Here is a 17,677-nt window from a genome sequence, read left to right as displayed (position 1 = left end):
CGCCACCAAGGCGACCGTGAGCTGGCGGGTGACCGCGCCGCTGCGCGCCGTGCGCCGCCGAGGCCGCCGCCGGTGACCGCGCCTGATCTGTGCCTGGTGTCCGCCGCCGGCGGGTCGGCGTTCATGGAGGAGCTGTTCGAGGTCGTCGCCGACGCGGTGCGGCGCGCGGGCGGGCGGGCGCGCACGGCCGTCGGGCGGTTCCCCGAACCCGAGGCCGACACGGTGTACGTCGTCGTGCCGCACGAGTACTTCTACGTCACGCCGGTGGCGGACCGGCCGGCGGACGAGCTGCGCCGGCGGACCATCGCGTTCTGCGTGGAGCACCCCGGCACGATGACGTTCGAGCGCACGGCGGGCCTGATCGGCTCGCTGGCGGGCGCGGTCGACATCAACGTCGACTCGACCGAGGAGCTGCGCCGCCGCGGCGTCGCCGTGGAGCACTTCCAGCTGGGCTACACGCCGCTGTGGGACCGCTGGGCCGGCGACCCGGACGCCGAGCGCGGCGTCGACGTCACGTACCTGGGCACGGCGGAGCGCCGCCGGTCCCTGCTGCTGGACTCGTACTCGGCGGACCTCGCCGACCTGCGGGTCCGGTTGCTGACGCCGCCGCACGAGCCGATGGTGGGCGCGCGCGTCGACTTCCTGCCCGGTGAGGCGAAGTTCCGGCACCTGGCCGACTCGCGGGTGCTGATCAACCTGCACCGCGAGCAGTCGAAGGCGCTGGAGTGGGTGCGCGTGCTGGAGGCGCTGACCAACGGCTGCGTGGTGGTGACCGAGCCGTCGACGGACGTCGAGCCGCTGGTGCCGGGCAAGCACCTCGTGGTGGCGCGGCCGCAGTCCCTGGGCGCCGTGGCCGCCGGGGTGGTGGCGCAGCCGTCGCTGGAGCGCGACCTGCGCCTGGCGGGCTACGACTTCGTGCGCCACGAGCTCGACCTGCTCGGATCGGCCAGAACGCTGGTGGAGCTCGCGTCGAACGTCCTCGCCGGACCGCCGCACCCGGCGCCGCTGCCCGCGCTGCCGACGCCGCAGGCCGAGCACCGGGAGACGCCGCTGGCGGTGGACACGCCGTCGTGGGACCCGAGGTTCGCGGGCGAGGAGGCGGCGCGCCGCGAGGTGACCGTGCCCGAGACGACCGCCATGCGGCTGGCCGTGGAGCGCACCACGTACGCCCAGCGCGCGTCCGGCCGGGCCTGGCACGACCACCTGGCCGGCACGTCGTCGCGGTCCGGGGTGGACGTCCTCGTGGTGCACCGGCCGGGCGAGCCGGACCCGGACGCGCTGGTGTTCGACCTGCTCGGCGGCACGGTGCGGCCGGACCGGGTGCTGGTCTGCTTCGACGGCACCCCGCTGCCGACGCGGACCCACGCGGACGTCGTGCTGGAGCACGAGATGCCGCTCGGCCGCGGCGTGGCGCGCAACGGGTTGCTGGCGCGGTCGGAAGCCGACCTGCTGCTGGTGGTGGACGCGGGCATGCGCGCGTCGCGGCGGCTGGTGGAACGCCTGGTCGCGGCCGACGTGGACGTCGCGCACTGCCCGGTCGGCGACCCGCGCGACGGGCTCGTCGGCGCGCTGCCGCCGGAGGAGCGCAGGTTGCGCCGGCTGCCGTACCTGGGCTCCGGCTACCTGGTGCGCCGCGACGTCGTCGACCGCCTGGGCGGGTGGACCGAGGACCCGGCGCTGGAGGGGTTGGAGGACCACGTGTTCTGGCGGCGGATCGTCGCCGAGGACGTGCCGACGGCGTTGGTGCAGCAGGTGCTGCTGCGCAGGCAGCGGCCCGACCCGCCGGTCCGCCCGCTCGACCTGGACCCCGGCCCGGTGTGGGAGCGCGCGCTGTCCCGCTAGCGCGGGTGCTTGGCCAGTTCCGCGGCGATCAGGTCGATCACCGACGGGTTGAGCAGCGGGTTGATCCCGCCGACCAGGTTGCGCTCCGCGACCTCCAGCACGACGACGTCCTGCCGGGCCAGCATCTGCGCGACCTGCAACGGCTCGGAGTTCACCGCGTCGCTGTGCTGGAGGGTGATGTCGCTGAAGCCCGCGACGAGGTACTGCGCCACGTAGAAGCTGAACGAGTCCCCGAGGAGCCCGACCCTGGCGTTCGACATGCCGGGCACCAGGTCCTGGGTGACCTGCTGCGCCGCGGCGGGGTCGCCCTTCACCGGCTTGCTGCGGACCGACTCGCCGTCCGGCTTGATCCGGTACGCGTCGAGTTCGACGGAGTCGGTGCGGCCGAGCAGCTTCGACAGGTCGGCGGGGAGCTGCACCTTGCCGCCGTGCTCGACCTCCCAGTCGTCCGACAGGCCGGGCTGCACGGCGTCGGCGATGGCGCGGGCCATGACGACACCACCCTCGTGCGTCCAGTGCGAGTCGTGCTTGCTGTAGACGGGCCGCCCGGCTTCACGGGCCGCCTCCGCCAACCCCGGTCGGAGGTCCACCGCGCCGGTCAGCGGGCCGACCTGGTTCCAGAACTCGGTCCGCGCCTGCTCGAAGCACGTCTTGCCGAAGTACCGGGCGGGCATGTGCTCCGGCACCACCGTGGACTTGTTCGGCGCGACGACCAGCACGAACTTGCGACCGGACGCCTCGACGCCCTGCCGCAGCCGGACGAGGCGCCCGAACATCTCGGGCAGCGGCAGGTTCGGTTCGCACCCCGCCTCGACGTCGAAGCCGAGGTACAGCCAGTCGTCCTTGCCCTCGATCGCGCGCACGTACGCCGTGGGGTCGGGCCGGTCGGCCGACGGGTCCTTCGGCGGCACCGGGATCGGGCCGCCGACGTCCTGCTGCTTCGACCTCGGCGCCTGGGGCGACTCGCCGAACACGCCGCGGCTGACGCCGTTGGCCACCGCGACCGCCTTGTCGCGCAGCGGCGTGTGGTCGGCCGCCCACGCGTCGAGGCCGGTGAAGAAGCCGAAGCCGGAGGAGATCGACGGGAACTCGGCGAGCTTGCGGTTCTCGAACTCGGCCGGCCGGACGCCGACCCCCAGCAGGACCAGCGGCGTGCAGAAGAAGACGACGGCCGCGGTGAGCGCGGTGCGCTGGCGCCGGGAGTGCCGCGGGCGGAAGAGGGAGTGCTCGCGCGGCAACTGCGATTCGTGCACTGCCGGAAGCGGCGACGGCGTCCGGGACCGGCCGTTGAACTCGTCGTCGACACCCACAGCAAGGAGGGTAGCCGGCGGAGGCCTCGCCCGTCTGTGTTCACCGGAAGGTGGGGATTCACGACACGTTCCCCGTGCAACCCGGCACTCATGGCGGACGTCTCATCGGGTGAGCGAACACCCGACGCAGCGGAGGAACTCGATGTGGCCCACTGTGAGCCTCGTCACTTTGGGCGCACTGGCGTTTTTAGTGCGAACCGTTCGGGTCCTGCGATCCGTATCGAAATCCGATAGCGATGGTTCCCGTATTGAGACCGCCCCGCCGGCCTAGTCCCTATGGCGGATTGTCCGCTTGCCGTACGATCATTTCGGGTCGTACGACCGGTACCTGCTAGGGGACCTCAGAACAGAGGTAGGTGCGTCATGGATCTCGCACTGAGCAAGGTCATCGAGCTGCGCGAAAGCGGGTTCCAGTTCCTCCACCTCCGGGACGAGGACGGACAGCTCGACCGCATCATGGCGTTCAAGCAGCGCAGAGGCTACATCGACTCGATCCTGTTCTGGTCCGAGACCGAGGCCCGCGCGGGCAGGCTGCCGGCCGTTCGGGACAGCCAGCGGGCCGCCCAGGCCGTCTGGATTTACGAGGGACCGCTGGTCGAGGCCGTGGACCGGCTGCTCGACCTGCCGGAGCCCGGATCGCGCAACGCGCCGACGCTGATGAAGCAGACGGCCTCCGACCTCGCGGTCGTGACGACGCTGCCGTTCAAGCTGAAGCTGCCGCCCGGCGCTATCGCCTGACCCCTTCCACCCACGTCACCCGCCGCACACACAATGCGGCGGGTGTCGTCGTTTCCGTCACTGTCCGTGATTCCGAAGTCTTTTCGACGAGCCTTTCGCGGGGGTCAATGCGAGGGCTCCAACTATGAATATTCACCCTCGCCGGGGCGACACCAATCCTGATTCGTAGGCCAGCACCACGAGTTGCGCGCGGTCCCGCGCACCCAGTTTGGTCATGACCCGGCTGACGTGCGTCCGCGATGTCGCCGGGCTGATCACCAGGTGGTCGGCGATCTCCTCGTTCGACATGCCGGCGGCGACGAGCGCCAGGATCTCCCGCTCCCGCGCGGTGAGCTCGCGCAGCGCCTTCGGGTCCGGACGGCGGTGCTCCGGTCGGTTCGCGAACTCCTCGATCAACTTTCGGGTGACACTCGGTGCGAGGAGGGCGTCACCTTCCGCGACGACGGTGAGGGCGTGCAGCAGCTCCACCGGGTCCGTGTCCTTCAGCAGGAAGCCGGACGCGCCGCTGCGCAACGCCTCGAAGACGTACTCGTCCACGTTGAAGGTGGTGAGGACGAGGACCTTCACGTCCGGCAGCTCGGCGCAGATCCGCCGGGTGGCGGCCAGGCCGTCCGTGCCGGGCATCCGGATGTCCATCACGACGACGTCCGGGCGGTGCTCGTGGGCCTGCCGCACGGCCTCCGCCCCGTCACCGGCCTCGCCGACGACCTCGAACCCGTCCTCCGTGTCGAGCAGCAGGCGGAAACCCGCGCGCACCAACGCCTGGTCGTCGGCCAGCACCACCCTGATCACCACGAACCTCCCACGGTAGGACTGCCCGGACGGCGAAGCCGCGGGCCGATGGTCCCGCGTCCAGCGTGCCGCCGAGCGCTTCGACCCGTTCCCGCATGCCCCGGATGCCGCTGCCCACGCCCTGCGACGTCCGCCCGTCCCCGCCCGCGCCGTCGTCGGCGATGGTGAGGACCAGCGCGTCGTCGGTGTGCTCGAACGAGATGACGATCTCCGACGCGTCCGGGGCGTACCGCATGGCGTTGGTCAACGCCTCCTGCACCACCCGGTACGCGGCGGCGTCCACGGCGGCGGGGAGGTCGCCCGGCGAGCCGACGACCCTGGCCTTGGCGACCGGTTTCACCAGGTCGTCGAGCCGGTCGAGGCTGGGGACGGGCGTCGTCCCCTCCCCGGTGCGGAGCACGCCGAGGGTGGCCCGCAGGTCGTCCAAGGCGTGCCCGCTCGCCTCTTTGATCGCCTTGAGCGCCTTCACCGCCTCGTCGGGCCGGCGGTCGGCGACGTGCGCGGCCACCCCGGCCTGCACGTTGATCATGGCGAGGCTGTGCGCGACGACGTCGTGGACCTCCCGCGCGATCCGCAGCCGTTCTTCTTCCACCTGGCGGCTCCGCTGTTCGGCGACCCTGGTGCGGCGCAGGGAGAGGACGGCGATGGCGGGCGCGGCGATGAGCGGACCCCAGTGGCCGGTGACGTAGTAGAGCCACGTGGACACCCCCGTGACCGCGATGACCGCCACGGGGAAGCGCTTGCGCCAGATCAGCGGCGCGAACGTCGCCGCGAACCAGACCCACGCCAACCACGCCATGCGGATGACGGTACGGGAGGTCGGCGCGGGTCAGCGTCACCTCGGAGGCGGCTCACGCCCGTACGTCAGCCGTCGTACGAGCCCGGCGCCGCCACGGTCAACCCCACCCCCGCCGCAGCCTCCGACAGGCGCTTGTCGTAGGTGACGAACGCGTCGAGCCCGCCGGTCAGGACCTGGGCAGTGGCAAGGTGGATCGCGTCCAGCGATCGCAGCAGCGGGTCGTCGTACGAGGCGGCCGTCCGGCGCACCACGGGCGTGATCTCCACCAGGTACAGGTCGGACAGGACGACCGGCACGTTCGCCAGGGCTTTCGGCGAGGAACGCCGCAAAGCGCGGGCCAACTCGACCTCCGCGAGCACGGAGGACACCCGCCGCACACCGAGTCGGTCGTCCGCGTTGAGCCAGTCGAGCAGCTCGGTCGTGCCTGGTTCGCGACGCGTGAGCTTCACCAACGCGGACGTGTCGAGGTAGATCACCAACGCTCCTCGTCGCGCGCCGCGACGAGTTCGGCCGCCACATCCACGTCCGCGTCTCCCCAGTCAGGCGGCAGGGCGAGCGGACCGGTGCGGGTGGGCGCGATCGCCTGGCCGGCCGCCACGAGCCGGTCGAGCACATCGGTGTTCGGCTGGACGGGAACCAGGTAGGCGACCGGCTCACCGTGTTCGGTGACCGTGATGCGCTCGCCGGCACGCACCCGCCTGAGAACGGCGCTGGTGCGCTGGTTCAACTCACGGACCCCGATGGTTGACGACTCGCCCACGGACCAACTGTAGAACAAATAGTTCTACAGCACACTACCGCCTGGTCAGACCGTGAACTGGCCGCGCTTGACCGCGTCAAGGAACCCCTGCCAGTCCGGCAGCGCCACCGTCGGCCCGGCGGGGTTCTTCGAGTCCCGCACCCGCGCCGAACGGCCCGTCAACGAGACCTCGACACAGTTGCCGTTCCCACCGTTGTTGCTACGGCTGCTCTTGCGCCACACGGTGACACCTCGATCTCTATCGCTCAGCGGCCGAACGTCCCGCGCTTGACCGCGTCCAGGAACCCCTGCCAGTCCGGCAGCGCCACCGTCGGCCCGGCCGGGTTCTTCGAGTCCCGCACCCGCGCCGAACGGCCCGCCAGCGAGACCTCGACACAGTTGCCGTTCCCACCAGTGTTGCTACGGCTGCTCTTCCGCCACACGGTGACACCTCGTTCCCGATCGCTCAGCTGCCAACCTCCCAAGCCAATCGGCGGACTCGTCCGGAGATAACGCCAACTTCGAGAGGTGGGTGAAGGTCAGCCTAGCGACCTTGACCTTCGACGGGTCCTCGATGTGCTGGGCACCGGCGGCATGCTCGACGTACAGCACCGAACGGTCGGCTTTCGCCGGGAAGTCGAGGACGGTGAACGGTCCCATCTGACCGTCGTTCGGCCCGGCCGCATGGGTGAGCACCTGAACGGTGACGTTGTCGAGGCGGGCGCGCTTGTCGATGTGCCGCAGTTGCGCCTCGGAGGCCTGCGCGAGAGCGCTCTCAAGCATGATCGTGTGGAAGCGGAGAGGTTCGTTGGCGGTCAAGCGCTCCTGCCTGAGCATGCGCACCTCGACCTGGTTGTCGATCCACTTCCGCGACCGCTGCACCCTCGCCCTGGCGAAGCCCGCTCGCAGGTATTCAGGGGTCTGGAGGAGGCCGGGGATGTAGGTGACCTGGAAGTCGGAGACCTTGGAGGCGTCGTGTTCGAGGCTGATATAGCCCTGGTCTTCCAGGTCGTACTTGGTCCACCAGCCCTTCTCCAGCGCCCGCGCGTACATCTCCATGTACGGCTCCCACTGGGAGAACGGCACGCCGTAGGTGTCGAGCATGGCGCGCATGCCGTGGTAGTCCGGCTTCTGGCCCTTCTCGATGCGGCTGATCTTTCGGTGGTCGTAGTTGAGCCGGTCGGCGGCCTCCTGCTGCGAGAGCCCGGCCCGCCGGCGCAGTTCCCGCAGCACTTCACCCAGCCTGCGCATCCGGTGAGTCGGCTCGTTCCTGGTCAACCGCACCACCTCCGTTGATCCGCCGGTGATCATCCGACTGCGCAACGCTACGGCGGCGGAAGCAGCGGGTGAGAATCCCAACCAGGGCTTCCGCTGAGGACCGTGGCTCCATGACGGACACGGCCTACCTGCACCGGATCGAGTACTTCCGGCGGCAGGACAACGGCTCGCTCGTGTGCGAGCACGTGGAAACCGTTGACGACCACGGTTGGTACATCGAGCGCGGGGCCCAGTGGAAGGACCGGTACACGCGGGGGTGCGCGAAGGAGTTCCTCGCGCGGGCCGGGGCGCCGGGCGGGGTCTACTCGGTCGCGGTGTGGCGCGGTTCGACGCGGGTCTGCACGGTGGGACTCCACTGGAACGGGACTCCGCTGGAACGGGTGAACTACTCCACTCGTTCGGGTCAGTGACCTTGAACTGGCACCGCCAATGGCGAAGGTTTCCGCCCGAGGGCGTCGTCAAGGCCACCGCGAGCGCTTCGACCACGCGGGCCTGACGTCCACCCCCTGAGCCGGAGCGGCCCGGCCCCCTCCCCCCTCGGGCCGGGCCGCTCCGCCACAACCACCATCACCACCACGAGGACCGCCGTGCGTCAGCGGCCCACGGCGTAGCCCTGGGCGCCGCGCGGGTTGGCGGCGGCTCGCAGGAGGCCGTCGCGGGAATCCCTTGCGACGGCGGACATCCGGCCCAGGCTCCACGGGCCCGCGTCCACGACGCTGTGGCCGCGGTCGCGGAGGGCGTCCATGTCCCGGAAGCGGGACTCCACGACGACCTCGCCCGGCGTCCACGAGCGGGGGTAGAAGGAACTCGGGAAGGCGTTGGTGTGCCACATGGGCGAGTCGATGGCTTCCTGCAGGTTCATCCCGCCGACGGTGTGCGCGAGCCAGAAGCCGAGCTGCCACTGGTCCTGCTGGTCGCCGCCGGGGGTGCCGAAGGCCATCGCGGGCAGGCCGTCGCGCAGCGCGAGGGTCGGGGACAGGGTGATCCGCGGGCGCCTGCCGGGGGCCAGGGAGTTCGGCAGGCCCTCGTCAAGCCAGAACATCTGCGCCCGGCTGCCCAGGCAGAACCCGAGCGACGGGATGGTCGGCGACGACTGCAACCAGCCGCCGGACGGGGTGGCGGAGACGATGTTCCCCCACCGGTCGACCACGTCGACGTGGACCGTGTCTCCCTTGACCGCACCGGTGCTCGACACGGTCGGCTCGCCGAGCGCGCCGCCGCTGTCCTTTTGGCTTGCAACATCCGGGCCGCGCAAAACGTGCCCCGGGAGCCGCGGATCCACGCCCCGGGGTGAACCCGGCCGCAGTTCCAGCGAAGCATGATCGGCAACGAGTTGCCGGCGCCCCGCCGCGTACTCCCTCGAAAGGAGGACGTCGAGCGGCACGTCACCGCTGTCCCCGTACCAGGCCTCGCGATCGGCGAACGCCAGCTTGGCGCACTCCACCGCCAGGTGCACGGTCTCCGCCGTCGGCACCCCGTCCACATAGGACAAACGATCGGCGAAGCCCTCCAGCAGCAACAACTGCTGCAGCAGCACGGGCCCCTGGGTCCACGCGCCGGGCTTCACGACGGTCCACGACCCGAAGTCGACGCTCACCGCGTCCTCGTAGGTCGCCTCCCACGACGCCATGTCCTCACCGGTCAGCACACCGGCGTGGTCCACCCCGGAGTCGTCGCGGTGGGCGATGCGGAAGAACTCGTCCACCTGCGCCGCGACGAACCCCTGCGACCACGCCCGTCGCGCCGCCTCGATCTGCGCCTCGCGATCGGACCCGGCCGCCTCGCCCGCCGCGAGCAGCCACTCCCACGTGTCGGCGAGCTTCGGGTTGCGGAACCGCGCGCCCGCCTCGGGCGGCTTGCCGCCGGGCAGCCACAGCGCCGCCGACGACGACCAGTGCTCGCGGAACAGGTCGGCGACCGCGGAGATGGTGAACGACGTCCGCTCCAGCAGCGGGAACCCGTCGCGGGCGTACCCGATGGCGTACCCCAGGACGTCCCGCAACGTCTTGGTGCCGTAGTCGCGCAGCAGCGTGAGCCAGCCGTCCCACGCGCCGGGCACGGTGGCGGCGAGCAGTCCGCTGCCGGGCACGAGGTCGAGCCCTTCGGAGCGGTAGTGCCGAATGGTGGCCCCGGCGGGCGCCCCGCCCTGCCCGCACAGCACGCGCGGGGTGGTCTCGCCGACGGCGGCGAACACCACGGGCACTTCGCCGCCGGGGCCGTTGAGGTGCGGTTCGACCACTTGCAGCACGAAGCCGACGGCCACCGCGGCGTCGAAGGCGTTGCCGCCGTCCTCCAGGACGGCCATGCCCGCGCTGGAGGCGAGCCAGTGCGTGGACGCGACCATTCCGTGCGTGCCGACTAGTTCAGGACGGGTGGTGAACATTTCAACAACCTACGTCCACTTACCCGGTTTTGTTACCCCCGCTAACTAGATCGCATCCTGAAGATCTACTGAACGCGACGCCCTCTCACACGGCCTCGTCCGGCACCCGCAGCTCACGGCCGAGGCCGTGCAGGACCAGTCCGGCGCGGGAGAGCGCGTCCGGGTCGAGGTGGTTGCGGGTGTCCAGAACGGTCGAGCCGGACATCACGGAGGCGACCAGCCCCCAGTCCAACGCGCGGAACTCGGGCCACTCGGTGAGCAGCACCACGGCGTCCGCACCGCGCACCGCCGCGTACGGCGAGTCGACGACCGTCATGCCGACCAGCGGCCGGGTGATCTCCGGGTCGTAGGCGACCAGCTCCGCCCCCTCGAACGCCAGCAGCTCCGCCACCGCCAGCGCGGGCGAGTCACGCAGGTCGTTGGTCCCCGCCTTGAACGCCAGCCCGAGCACCCCGATCCGGGAGCCGACCAACGTGCCGACGGCCCGCCGCACCTTCTCCACCACCCGCCGCTGCTGCCGGGCGTTCGTCTCGATCGTGGCCCTGACCAGCGAGAAGTCGACGCCGACGGCGTCCGCGATGCGCACCATCGCGTGGGTGTCCTTGGGCAGGCACGACCCGCCCCAGCCGGGTCCGGGGTTGAGGAACGACTGGCCGATGCGCTTGTCGTAGCCCATGCCCTCGGTGACCGAGGTGACGTCCGCGCCGACGAGTTCGCACAGCTCGGCGACCGCGTTGACGTAGGACAGCTTCATCGCGAGGAAGCAGTTGGCCGCGTACTTGACCATCTCGGCGCTGGCCGCGTCCATGAGCACGGTGGGCGCGCCGAGCCTGCTGAACAGGGCGCCGACGCGTTCGGCGGCCTGCGGCGAGTCGGAGCCGACGACGATCCGGTCGGGGTGCAGGAAGTCCCGGACGGCGCTGCCCTCGCGCAGGAACTCGGGGTTGGAGACGACGGCGACGTCGTCGCGCCCCAGCAGCGCCGCGACCTTGACCGACGTGCCGACCGGCACGGTGGACTTGCACACCACGACCGCCCCGTACGGCAGGACGTCGCGGATCTCGCGCGCGACCGCCTCGACCGCGCTCAGGTCCGCCGCGCCGCCCGCGCCCATGGGCGTCGGCAGGCACAGGAACACCACCTCGGCGTCGGCGACGGCGTGCCGCGCGCCTTCGACGAACTCCAGCCGACCGGCGGACCGGCCTTGGACGACCAGTTCCGCGAGGCCCGGTTCGAGGATGTCGACCTGGCCGGCGCGGAGCCGGGCGACCTTCAGCGCGTCCACGTCGGCGCACACGACCCGGTGTCCGAGGGAGGCGAGGCACGCCCCCGTCGTCAGGCCCACGTAACCCGTTCCCACGACCGCGATCCGTCGGACGAACATGCCGGTGACGGTGTCAGCCGAAGTTTGCCGTGGCTCAAACACCAGTTGTATGCGGAGAGTGATGTGGGTAGTCCCCTGGGTGTACGCGCGAACACCTCTCGCGGTGGACGCGGATTCGGCGGGAGACGGGCAGGGTCTTGGGCATGGAACTCGTCCTGATCTCACTGCTGTTCGTGGGGCTGGCGCTGCTCGCGGCCGTGCCGTTGGTCGCATTGCTGCACCTCTCGGAGCGGCGGGGCCTGAACGACCGTTAACCTCCTCGTCCCAGGACAGGAGGATGTATGGAGATCTCGGGTACCGCGGCCATCGTCACGGGCGGCGCGTCCGGTCTGGGCAACGCGGCCGCGCGGGCGTTGGCGGAGCGCGGGGCGACGGTGTTCGCGTTGGACCTCTCGGTGGAGAACGCCCCGGAGGTCGACGGCGTCACGTACCTGACGGCGGACGTGACCTCGGAGGACGACGTCCAGGCCGCCGTCGACACGGCCGCCGGTTCGGGCTCGCCGCTGCGGATCGTGGTGAACTGCGCGGGCATCGGCCCGTCGGCGCGGACGGTGGGCAAGTCCGGCCCGCACCCGCTCGACCTGTACCGCAAGGTCATCGACGTCAACCTGGTCGGCACGTTCAACGTGCTGCGGCTGGCGGCGGCGGCGATGGGCCGGACCGAGCCGCTGGAGCACGGGCAGCGGGGCGTCGTGATCAACACGGCGTCGATCGCAGCGTTCGACGGGCAGATCGGGCAGGTGGCGTACGCGGCGTCGAAGGCGGCCGTGGTCGGCATGACGCTGCCCGCCGCGCGCGACCTGTCGTCGGTCGGCGTGCGGGTGATGACGATCGCGCCGGGGATCGTGGACACGCCGATGCTGGCGACCGTGTCGGACGAGTTCCGGGCCGGTCTCGCGGCGGGCGTGCCGTTCCCGAAGCGGCTGGCGCAGCCGGCGGAGTACGCGCGGCTGGCCGTGTCGATCGTGGAGCACGACTACCTGAACGGCGAGGTCATCCGCATGGACGGCGCCCTGCGGATGGCGCCGCGGTGACATGGCCGCTGCTCCGCAGGCGGCGGCTCGGTCGCCATTGAGTCGACCGCTCGCGGCTGATTTCCCGGCGATCGAAAAGCGTGATCGCCGGGAAATGAGTCGCGAACGATCGACGCGACCTCGCTTTGGGGGTCGAGCCCGCGACGCCGGAGGCGGCGCAATCCAACACAGTCAGAGGTCGCCGGCGAACGGTAGGTCGTCCATGGCGTCCGAGGTCATCCACGCGCGCAGGGTGTGGGTGGCTCGGACGTCGTCCTCGTTGTACTCCAGCAGGCGGCGGCGCTGGTCGGGGTCCGGCGGGTGGCCGTCCATGCCCACGGCGTCGCGGTACCAGCGCATGGAGTTCTCGCCGCCGGCCTCGGGGTCGCGCCAGCGGAACCCGGCGACGGGGGCGATGGTCTTCAGGCCCTTGCCGTGGGCGCACAGGAACTGCTCGCGCACGATGCCGAACAGGTCGACCCACGAGTCGGACGAGATGAACTCCCGCACCTGGCCCAGGGTGGGGATGCCGGGTTGGCCCTTGAACCGCTCGGCCGACCCGAGGAGCCACCGGTTCTCGGCGAGCTCGTTGTAGCAGTAGGCCTTGAACGACAGGCCGCGGGCGCGGGCGCGCAGGCGGACGCCGGTGAGCCAGCCCCAGAACTCGGCGAACGACCGCGCCTCGTCCGCGCACGGCAGGGGCTCCCAGGTCGCGAACGCCCGGTAGCCGTGCTCCTCGCCGACGTCCTTGCCGGACAGCCAGCAGCCCCACATGTACGCGCCGAGGTCGCCGAAGCTCTCCATGTCGACGTCGACCTCGACGTCGGCGCGGGGCACGTCCATCCGCGACACCCGCCGCACGACGGTCAGGTCGCGCAGCCAGGCGCGGGCGAGGATGACGGCGTCGGCGTGCAGCATCCCGACGAGCGGGACGACCTGCTGGTCCGGGTCGAGGCCCGCGAGGTCGTCCACGGTGGTGACGCCCGCCTTGCGCAGGGCGGTGGCGTCCTCGCCGCGCACGACGAGGCTGACGTCCCGAGCGGCCTTCAGGTCGGTCTCGCACACGGGCCACCAGGGGCAGCTGCGGCACTCGACGATGCGCGAGGGGCGGGCCAGCGGCTCGGCGCCGGTGGCGGCGGCGGACGCCACGGCGAGCCGGTCGGAGAAGCGGCTGTCGTACTCGGCGAGGGCGTTGCGGCCGCCGGGCCAGGTGGGCGCTTCGAGGTCGTGCCAGACGACGACGTCGGCGTCCATGCCGATGACGCCGCCGGTGGCGCGGCCGGCCGCGGCGAACCCGGACGCCTGGAGCTGCCGCTGGGCGTGGGCGAGCCGGAGCTGGTCGCGCGGCTGGGGCCGGACCTTGCGCAGCGGGTCGACGCGCGCGCCGCCGGGCCGCGGCAACGTCAGGGGCGACGTGCGGGCGCCCTGGCCGGGGTCGCTGACCTTGTGCCGGACCACGAGCACGGGCACGTACCCGGTGCTCTCCTTGACGAGGAGGTCGATGCCGCCGCGACGGCCGCCGCGCGGGTCGCGGGGCAGGGCGGCGCCCCAGATGAACGGAACACCGGCCTGCATGGCGGCGAGCGTGACGCGTTCGCGGTCGGCCGAGGGGACGTCGTGCGGGATCTCCATCAGGTCGGAGCCCACGACGCGCCCGAGCGCGGTTGCCACGGCGCGCCGGTGTTCCACCGCGTCGGCCTTGCGCTGCTGACCGGTGGGGTCGGGCGGCAGCGTGGGCGCGTCGCGCATGGTCGGATCGTGTTCGAGGTGCACCCGCCGCCGGCAACGAGTGACCACACCGGCGTCGAGCTGCACCTGGGAAGTCACCGGTGCAGGGTATGACGACGGGTGGGTCGTCGTACCGGCAACCTCGCGGAGTCGAGTCGATCTTTTGCCGGAACGGCTCTAGGGTCTGGGGTTGGGACCGCCGGCGGAGCCGGCCATCGGACAGAGGTGCGGTCATGGCGCGTGCGAAGGCGAAGGGGTTCACCCCCGGCAGGGCGAAGAACCTGGTCGGCGTGGCCAAGGTGCTGGCGCCGGCGTTGATCCCGGTGATGGCGCCGATCGCGGCGCGGGCCGCGGCCCTCGTGAGCGACCGGTACGACCACTTCCGGGCGTCACGGCTCGGCATCCCGGTGGACGAGCTGACCAGGTACTCGGGCAAGGGCGCGAGCCTGCACGCCCGGATCGTCGGGTTCAGCGAGGCGCTCGGGCAGCTCAGGGACACCGAGCCGGCGTACGTCGAGCGCACGGAGACGCGGTTGGCGCAGCTGCTGGCCGCGGTGCGGGCGTCGGAGCGCATGCCCACGCCGCGGCGCAAGGCCGCCCACCGCGCCGTCTCGACCGACCTCGACGGGCTGGAGGCGGAGCTGCTCAAACGCCTCGGCGTGTGAGCTGCTCCACGGCCCGGTAGGCCGCCTCCTCCGGGCCGACCCGGTCGGCCCGCGCGGTGACCTCCTCCATCACCTCGGCGACGCGCTCCTCGCGGCGGATGAGCGGGTCGCTGCGCAGGTCGCGGGCGAGGGACGCGCACAGCGCGACCATGACCACCAGGAACGGCAGCGCGGCGATGATCGTGAGGTTCTGCAGGCCGGTCAGCCCGCTGGAGCCGCCGACCAGCAGCATCACCGCCGCGACCACGCCGGTGAGGACGCCCCAGAAGACGACGACGCCCTTGCCCGGCCGGATCGAGCCGCGCTGCGAGAGCGTGCCCATCACGACGGACGCCGCGTCCGCGCCGGACACGAAGAAGATCGCGACCAGCAGCATCACGACGACGCCGGCGACCGGCGCGAGCGGGAATTGGTCGAGCAGCCCGAACAGCTGCCCCTCGGCGGAGGACGTGCCCGCGAGGTCCGTGCCGGACCGCTGCACGAAGATCGCCGTGCCGCCGAACACGCAGAACCAGGCGAGGCTCACGAGGCTGGGCACGCCGATCACGCCGGCGACGAACTGCCGGATGGTGCGGCCGCGGCTGATGCGGGCGATGAACATGCCGACGAACGGCGTCCACGAGATCCACCACGCCCAGTAGAAGATCGTCCAGCCGGACAGCCACGTCTCGGTCGCGTCGCCCCCGGAGGCGGCGGTGCGGCCGGCCATGTCGGCCAGGTCGCGGAAGTAGTCGCCGATCGCGGCGGGCACGAGGTTGAGCACGAACACCGTCGGGCCGACGACGAACACGAACGCGGCGAGCACCAGGGCCAGCACCATGTTCGTGTTGGACAGCCACTGGATGCCCCTGGCCACGCCGGACACCGCGGACGCGACGAAGGCCGCGGTCAGGACGGCGATGACGCCGACGACGACCCCGTTGCCGACGTCGCCGAGCCAGCCCGCCACTTCGAGCCCGCTGCCGATCTGCAACGCGCCGAGGCCGAGGGACGCGGCCGAGCCGAACAGCGTGGCGAAGATCGCGAGCACGTCGATGGCCCGGCCGGCGGGTCCCCGGGCGCGGCGCTCGCCGAGCAGCGGCGCGAACGCCGCGCTGATCAGCTGGCTGCGGCCGCGGCGGAAGCTGCCGTAGGCGATGGCGAGGCCGACGACGGCGTAGATCGCCCACGGGTGCAGGGTCCAGTGGAAGAGGGTGGTGGCCATCGCGGTCTGGACGGCCTGGTCGGAGCCGGCCTCGACGGTGCCGGGCGGTGGCTGCACGAAGTGGGACAGCGGCTCGTTCACGCCGTAGAACATCAGCCCGATGCCCATGCCCGCGCTGAACATCATCGCGACCCACGACACCGTGCGGAACTCCGGCGCCTCGTCGTCGCGGCCGAGCGGGATGCGGCCGTAGCGGCTCACCGCGAGCCACAGGGCGAACACCACGAACCCGGACGCGGTGAGCACGAACGCCCAGCCCAGGTTGCCGATGATCCAGGTCAGGGCCGTCTTGGACGCCGTGGCGAGGGACGACGTGCCGAGGATGCCCCAGCCGACGAACGCGAGCGTGACCACGGCGGCCACGCCGAAGACGGCACGGTCGGTGCGGCCGGGTCGGTCCGCGGTGGGACTGCCCGCGCCGGGGTCTCCGGGCAAGGGCTGGTCGACGGGTTTGTCGGCGGGTGTCACGGGCACTCGGTTCCCCCGTTCGGCCTAGTCGAAACCCCCGAATCCCGGTGGGGGCTGCCACGGGCGGGTCTGGACCTCCTACGCTCTGCGTGTGACCACACGGCCTGCTCCGACCCGCTTCGCGCGGGCCGTGCTGCTGGCCGTCACGTCCGCCGCGCTCAGCGTCGCGGCGCACGGCGCGGCGGGTGGCGCGGTCACCGAGTTCGCGCCCGCCCTGCCGCTGACGTTGTTGATCGCGTTCGCGGGCACGGCGCTGGCCGACCGCGGCCGCCGGCCGTGGACGACCCTGGCCACGCTGGGCGTCGCCCAGGTCGGTCAGCACGCGCTGCTGAACCTGGGCCACCACGGGGTGGACGGTCCGGGCCTCGGGTTCGGCCCGGCGGCGATGACCGCGGCGCACGTCGTCGCCGCGTTGCTCACCGGCTTGCTGCTGGCCCGCGCGGACGCCGCGCTGAGCGCGCTGGTCACCGCGGTGTTCCGGCTGCTCCCGCCGCTGGAGCCGTTGGCCCCGGTGGGCGCGCCGGTGGCGCTGGTCCCGGCGCCGGCGGCGACCACGCCGGTCTCGGTGCTGTTGCGGCGGGTGAACGGCCGTCGCGGTCCCCCTGGTTCCTGATCACCCGAGTCCCCGACAGACACCTCTGGTCTCAGGAGCCACAACTTCATGTCGACAAATCAATTTGGCGTGCGCACGCTCGCCAAGGCAGGCGCCGTCCTCGCCACGGCCGCCGTCCTCGCGCTCACCACGGCCGGCCCGGCGTCCGCGCACGTCACCGCGTCCACGCCCAAGGACGCCGTGCAGGGCGGGTACACCAAGGTCACGCTGCGCGTGCCCAACGAACGGCCCGACGCGGGCACGGTGAAGCTCGAACTGACCCTGCCCGCCGAGTACCCGCTGGCCTCGGTCAGCACCAAGCCGACGCCCGGCTGGAAGGTCGAGGCGGTCAAGGAGAAGCTCGCCACGCCGGTCAAGAGCCACGGCCGCGACGTCACCGAGGCCGTCCGCACCGTCACGTGGACCGCGGAGCCCGGCACGCGCATCGAGCCGGGGCAGTTCAACGAGTTCGACCTGTCCGTCGGCCCGCTGCCGGACAACACCGACAAGCTGGTCCTGCCCGCCAAGCAGACCTACGACAGCGGTGAGGTCGTCGACTGGAACGCCCCGCCGCCCGCCGAGGGCGCCGAGGAGCCGGACCGCCCCGCGCCCGTGCTGACCCTCGTCGCGAAGAAGGACGGCGACGACCACGGCACGGCCACGGCCGTCGCCTCGACGGGTGACGGCGTCGCCGCGGCGTCGCCCACGACGGACGACACCGCCCGCTGGCTCGGCGGCGCGG

At 71.9% G+C, this 17,677-nt stretch carries 19 protein-coding genes; 7 read left to right on the top strand and 12 right to left on the bottom strand.

The features are described 5' to 3' along the window. Positions 1 to 123 precede the first annotated feature (123 nt). Complete coding sequence (locus ACFQ3T_RS23935; protein WP_380726066.1) at positions 124 to 1,842, top strand: glycosyltransferase family protein; 1,719 nt, start codon at positions 124 to 126, stop codon at positions 1,840 to 1,842. Here ACFQ3T_RS23935 and ACFQ3T_RS23930 read toward each other — a convergent pair. Next, positions 1,839 to 3,152, bottom strand: a complete 1,314-nt coding sequence (locus ACFQ3T_RS23930) for an alginate O-acetyltransferase AlgX-related protein (protein WP_380726064.1) — start codon at positions 3,150 to 3,152, stop codon at positions 1,839 to 1,841. The two genes, ACFQ3T_RS23935 and ACFQ3T_RS23930, sit on opposite strands and share 4 nt — an antisense overlap. Before the next feature lie 363 nt (positions 3,153 to 3,515). Here ACFQ3T_RS23930 and ACFQ3T_RS23925 point away from each other — a divergent pair, with 363 nt between their 5' ends. Continuing rightward, positions 3,516 to 3,890 (top strand): hypothetical protein, encoded by a 375-nt coding sequence (locus ACFQ3T_RS23925; protein ID WP_380726062.1) that lies wholly within the window; start codon positions 3,516 to 3,518, stop codon positions 3,888 to 3,890. Positions 3,891 to 4,022: 132 nt separating this feature from the next. On the opposite strand, the gene ACFQ3T_RS23920 is transcribed toward ACFQ3T_RS23925, so the two are convergent. The 7 genes from ACFQ3T_RS23920 to ACFQ3T_RS23890 all read right to left on the bottom strand — a co-directional run bounded on the left by ACFQ3T_RS23920 (position 4,023) and on the right by ACFQ3T_RS23890 (position 7,498). After that, positions 4,023 to 4,682 carry a response regulator gene (locus ACFQ3T_RS23920; protein WP_380726061.1) on the bottom strand — a complete coding sequence of 220 codons (660 nt, stop codon included), beginning with the start codon at positions 4,680 to 4,682 and terminating at the stop codon, positions 4,023 to 4,025. After that, positions 4,579 to 5,481 (bottom strand): sensor histidine kinase, encoded by a 903-nt coding sequence (locus ACFQ3T_RS23915; RefSeq protein ID WP_380726059.1) that lies wholly within the window; start codon positions 5,479 to 5,481, stop codon positions 4,579 to 4,581. Before ACFQ3T_RS23915 ends, ACFQ3T_RS23920 begins: the two co-directional genes overlap by 104 nt. Before the next feature lie 65 nt (positions 5,482 to 5,546). Continuing rightward, the gene (locus ACFQ3T_RS23910) at positions 5,547 to 5,957 is read right to left on the bottom strand and encodes a type II toxin-antitoxin system VapC family toxin (protein WP_380726057.1); all 411 of its coding nucleotides are present in this window, start codon (positions 5,955 to 5,957) and stop codon (positions 5,547 to 5,549) included. Next, the gene (locus ACFQ3T_RS23905) at positions 5,954 to 6,241 is read right to left on the bottom strand and encodes a type II toxin-antitoxin system Phd/YefM family antitoxin (RefSeq protein WP_380726055.1); all 288 of its coding nucleotides are present in this window, start codon (positions 6,239 to 6,241) and stop codon (positions 5,954 to 5,956) included. The genes ACFQ3T_RS23910 and ACFQ3T_RS23905 overlap by 4 nt, the downstream gene beginning before the upstream one ends. A gap of 45 nt (positions 6,242 to 6,286) precedes the next feature. Continuing rightward, the gene (locus ACFQ3T_RS23900) at positions 6,287 to 6,463 is read right to left on the bottom strand and encodes a DUF397 domain-containing protein (protein WP_380726053.1); all 177 of its coding nucleotides are present in this window, start codon (positions 6,461 to 6,463) and stop codon (positions 6,287 to 6,289) included. Between the two features lie 23 nt (positions 6,464 to 6,486). After that, positions 6,487 to 6,663, bottom strand: a complete 177-nt coding sequence (locus ACFQ3T_RS23895) for a DUF397 domain-containing protein (protein ID WP_380726051.1) — start codon at positions 6,661 to 6,663, stop codon at positions 6,487 to 6,489. Then, positions 6,641 to 7,498 (bottom strand): helix-turn-helix domain-containing protein, encoded by an 858-nt coding sequence (locus ACFQ3T_RS23890; protein WP_380726049.1) that lies wholly within the window; start codon positions 7,496 to 7,498, stop codon positions 6,641 to 6,643. Before ACFQ3T_RS23890 ends, ACFQ3T_RS23895 begins: the two co-directional genes overlap by 23 nt. Positions 7,499 to 7,608: 110 nt before the next feature. Here ACFQ3T_RS23890 and ACFQ3T_RS23885 point away from each other — a divergent pair, with 110 nt between their 5' ends. Continuing rightward, a complete protein-coding gene (locus ACFQ3T_RS23885) occupies positions 7,609 to 7,908 on the top strand; it encodes a hypothetical protein (protein WP_380726047.1) in 300 nt (99 codons plus the stop codon). A gap of 182 nt (positions 7,909 to 8,090) precedes the next feature. Here the strand turns inward: ACFQ3T_RS23885 and ACFQ3T_RS23880 are convergent, their stop codons facing one another. Both ACFQ3T_RS23880 and ACFQ3T_RS23875 read right to left on the bottom strand, forming a co-directional pair. Continuing rightward, positions 8,091 to 9,881 carry a gamma-glutamyltransferase family protein gene (locus tag ACFQ3T_RS23880; RefSeq protein WP_380726045.1) on the bottom strand — a complete coding sequence of 597 codons (1,791 nt, stop codon included), beginning with the start codon at positions 9,879 to 9,881 and terminating at the stop codon, positions 8,091 to 8,093. A gap of 85 nt (positions 9,882 to 9,966) precedes the next feature. Next, complete coding sequence (locus ACFQ3T_RS23875) at positions 9,967 to 11,265, bottom strand: UDP-glucose dehydrogenase family protein (protein WP_380726043.1); 1,299 nt, start codon at positions 11,263 to 11,265, stop codon at positions 9,967 to 9,969. 281 nt (positions 11,266 to 11,546) lie between these two features. On the opposite strand from ACFQ3T_RS23875, the gene ACFQ3T_RS23870 reads away from it, so the two are divergent. Further along, a complete protein-coding gene (locus tag ACFQ3T_RS23870) occupies positions 11,547 to 12,299 on the top strand; it encodes an SDR family NAD(P)-dependent oxidoreductase (RefSeq protein WP_380726041.1) in 753 nt (250 codons plus the stop codon). A 171-nt stretch (positions 12,300 to 12,470) separates the two neighbouring features. On the opposite strand, the gene ACFQ3T_RS23865 is transcribed toward ACFQ3T_RS23870, so the two are convergent. Continuing rightward, positions 12,471 to 14,105 (bottom strand): TM0106 family RecB-like putative nuclease, encoded by a 1,635-nt coding sequence (locus ACFQ3T_RS23865; protein ID WP_380726039.1) that lies wholly within the window; start codon positions 14,103 to 14,105, stop codon positions 12,471 to 12,473. 134 nt (positions 14,106 to 14,239) lie between these two features. Here ACFQ3T_RS23865 and ACFQ3T_RS23860 point away from each other — a divergent pair, with 134 nt between their 5' ends. Continuing rightward, positions 14,240 to 14,671 carry a DUF6474 family protein gene (locus ACFQ3T_RS23860; RefSeq protein ID WP_380726037.1) on the top strand — a complete coding sequence of 144 codons (432 nt, stop codon included), beginning with the start codon at positions 14,240 to 14,242 and terminating at the stop codon, positions 14,669 to 14,671. On the opposite strand, the gene ACFQ3T_RS23855 is transcribed toward ACFQ3T_RS23860, so the two are convergent. Continuing rightward, complete coding sequence (locus ACFQ3T_RS23855; RefSeq protein ID WP_380726035.1) at positions 14,652 to 16,343, bottom strand: BCCT family transporter; 1,692 nt, start codon at positions 16,341 to 16,343, stop codon at positions 14,652 to 14,654. The two genes, ACFQ3T_RS23860 and ACFQ3T_RS23855, sit on opposite strands and share 20 nt — an antisense overlap. 91 nt (positions 16,344 to 16,434) lie before the next feature. Between ACFQ3T_RS23855 and ACFQ3T_RS23850 the strand changes: the two genes are divergently transcribed. Together ACFQ3T_RS23850 and ACFQ3T_RS23845 are read left to right on the top strand one after the other, a co-directional pair. Further along, on the top strand, positions 16,435 to 16,956 hold the full coding sequence (locus ACFQ3T_RS23850) for a hypothetical protein (RefSeq protein WP_380726033.1): 522 nt from the start codon (positions 16,435 to 16,437) through the stop codon (positions 16,954 to 16,956). Positions 16,957 to 17,025: 69 nt separating this feature from the next. Continuing rightward, a partial coding sequence (locus ACFQ3T_RS23845) for a YcnI family copper-binding membrane protein (RefSeq protein WP_380726031.1) occupies positions 17,026 to 17,677 on the top strand: 652 nt, incomplete at its 3' end.

Origin of the sequence: Saccharothrix hoggarensis, assembly GCF_042678885.1 — a bacterium.
GTDB classification, from domain to species: Bacteria; Actinomycetota; Actinomycetes; order Mycobacteriales; family Pseudonocardiaceae; genus Actinosynnema; species Actinosynnema hoggarensis.
Note: the sequence above shows the minus strand (reverse complement) of the source record. Positions and strands in the feature narration are given on the sequence as shown.

Bases quoted from the DNA above. Each gene is read 5' to 3' on its own strand.
- ACFQ3T_RS23935 (WP_380726066.1), top strand. From the start codon at position 124: ATGGAGGAGCTGTTCGAGGTCGTCGCCGACGCGGTGCGGCGCGCGGGC.
- ACFQ3T_RS23925 (WP_380726062.1), top strand. From the start codon at position 3,516: ATGGATCTCGCACTGAGCAAGGTCATCGAGCTGCGCGAAAGCGGGTTC.
- ACFQ3T_RS23915 (WP_380726059.1), bottom strand. From the start codon at position 5,481: ATGGCGTGGTTGGCGTGGGTCTGGTTCGCGGCGACGTTCGCGCCGCTG.
- ACFQ3T_RS23885 (WP_380726047.1), top strand. From the start codon at position 7,609: ATGACGGACACGGCCTACCTGCACCGGATCGAGTACTTCCGGCGGCAG.
- ACFQ3T_RS23880 (WP_380726045.1), bottom strand. From the start codon at position 9,881: ATGTTCACCACCCGTCCTGAACTAGTCGGCACGCACGGAATGGTCGCG.
- ACFQ3T_RS23875 (WP_380726043.1), bottom strand. From the start codon at position 11,265: ATGTTCGTCCGACGGATCGCGGTCGTGGGAACGGGTTACGTGGGCCTG.
- ACFQ3T_RS23870 (WP_380726041.1), top strand. From the start codon at position 11,547: ATGGAGATCTCGGGTACCGCGGCCATCGTCACGGGCGGCGCGTCCGGT.
- ACFQ3T_RS23860 (WP_380726037.1), top strand. From the start codon at position 14,240: ATGGCGCGTGCGAAGGCGAAGGGGTTCACCCCCGGCAGGGCGAAGAAC.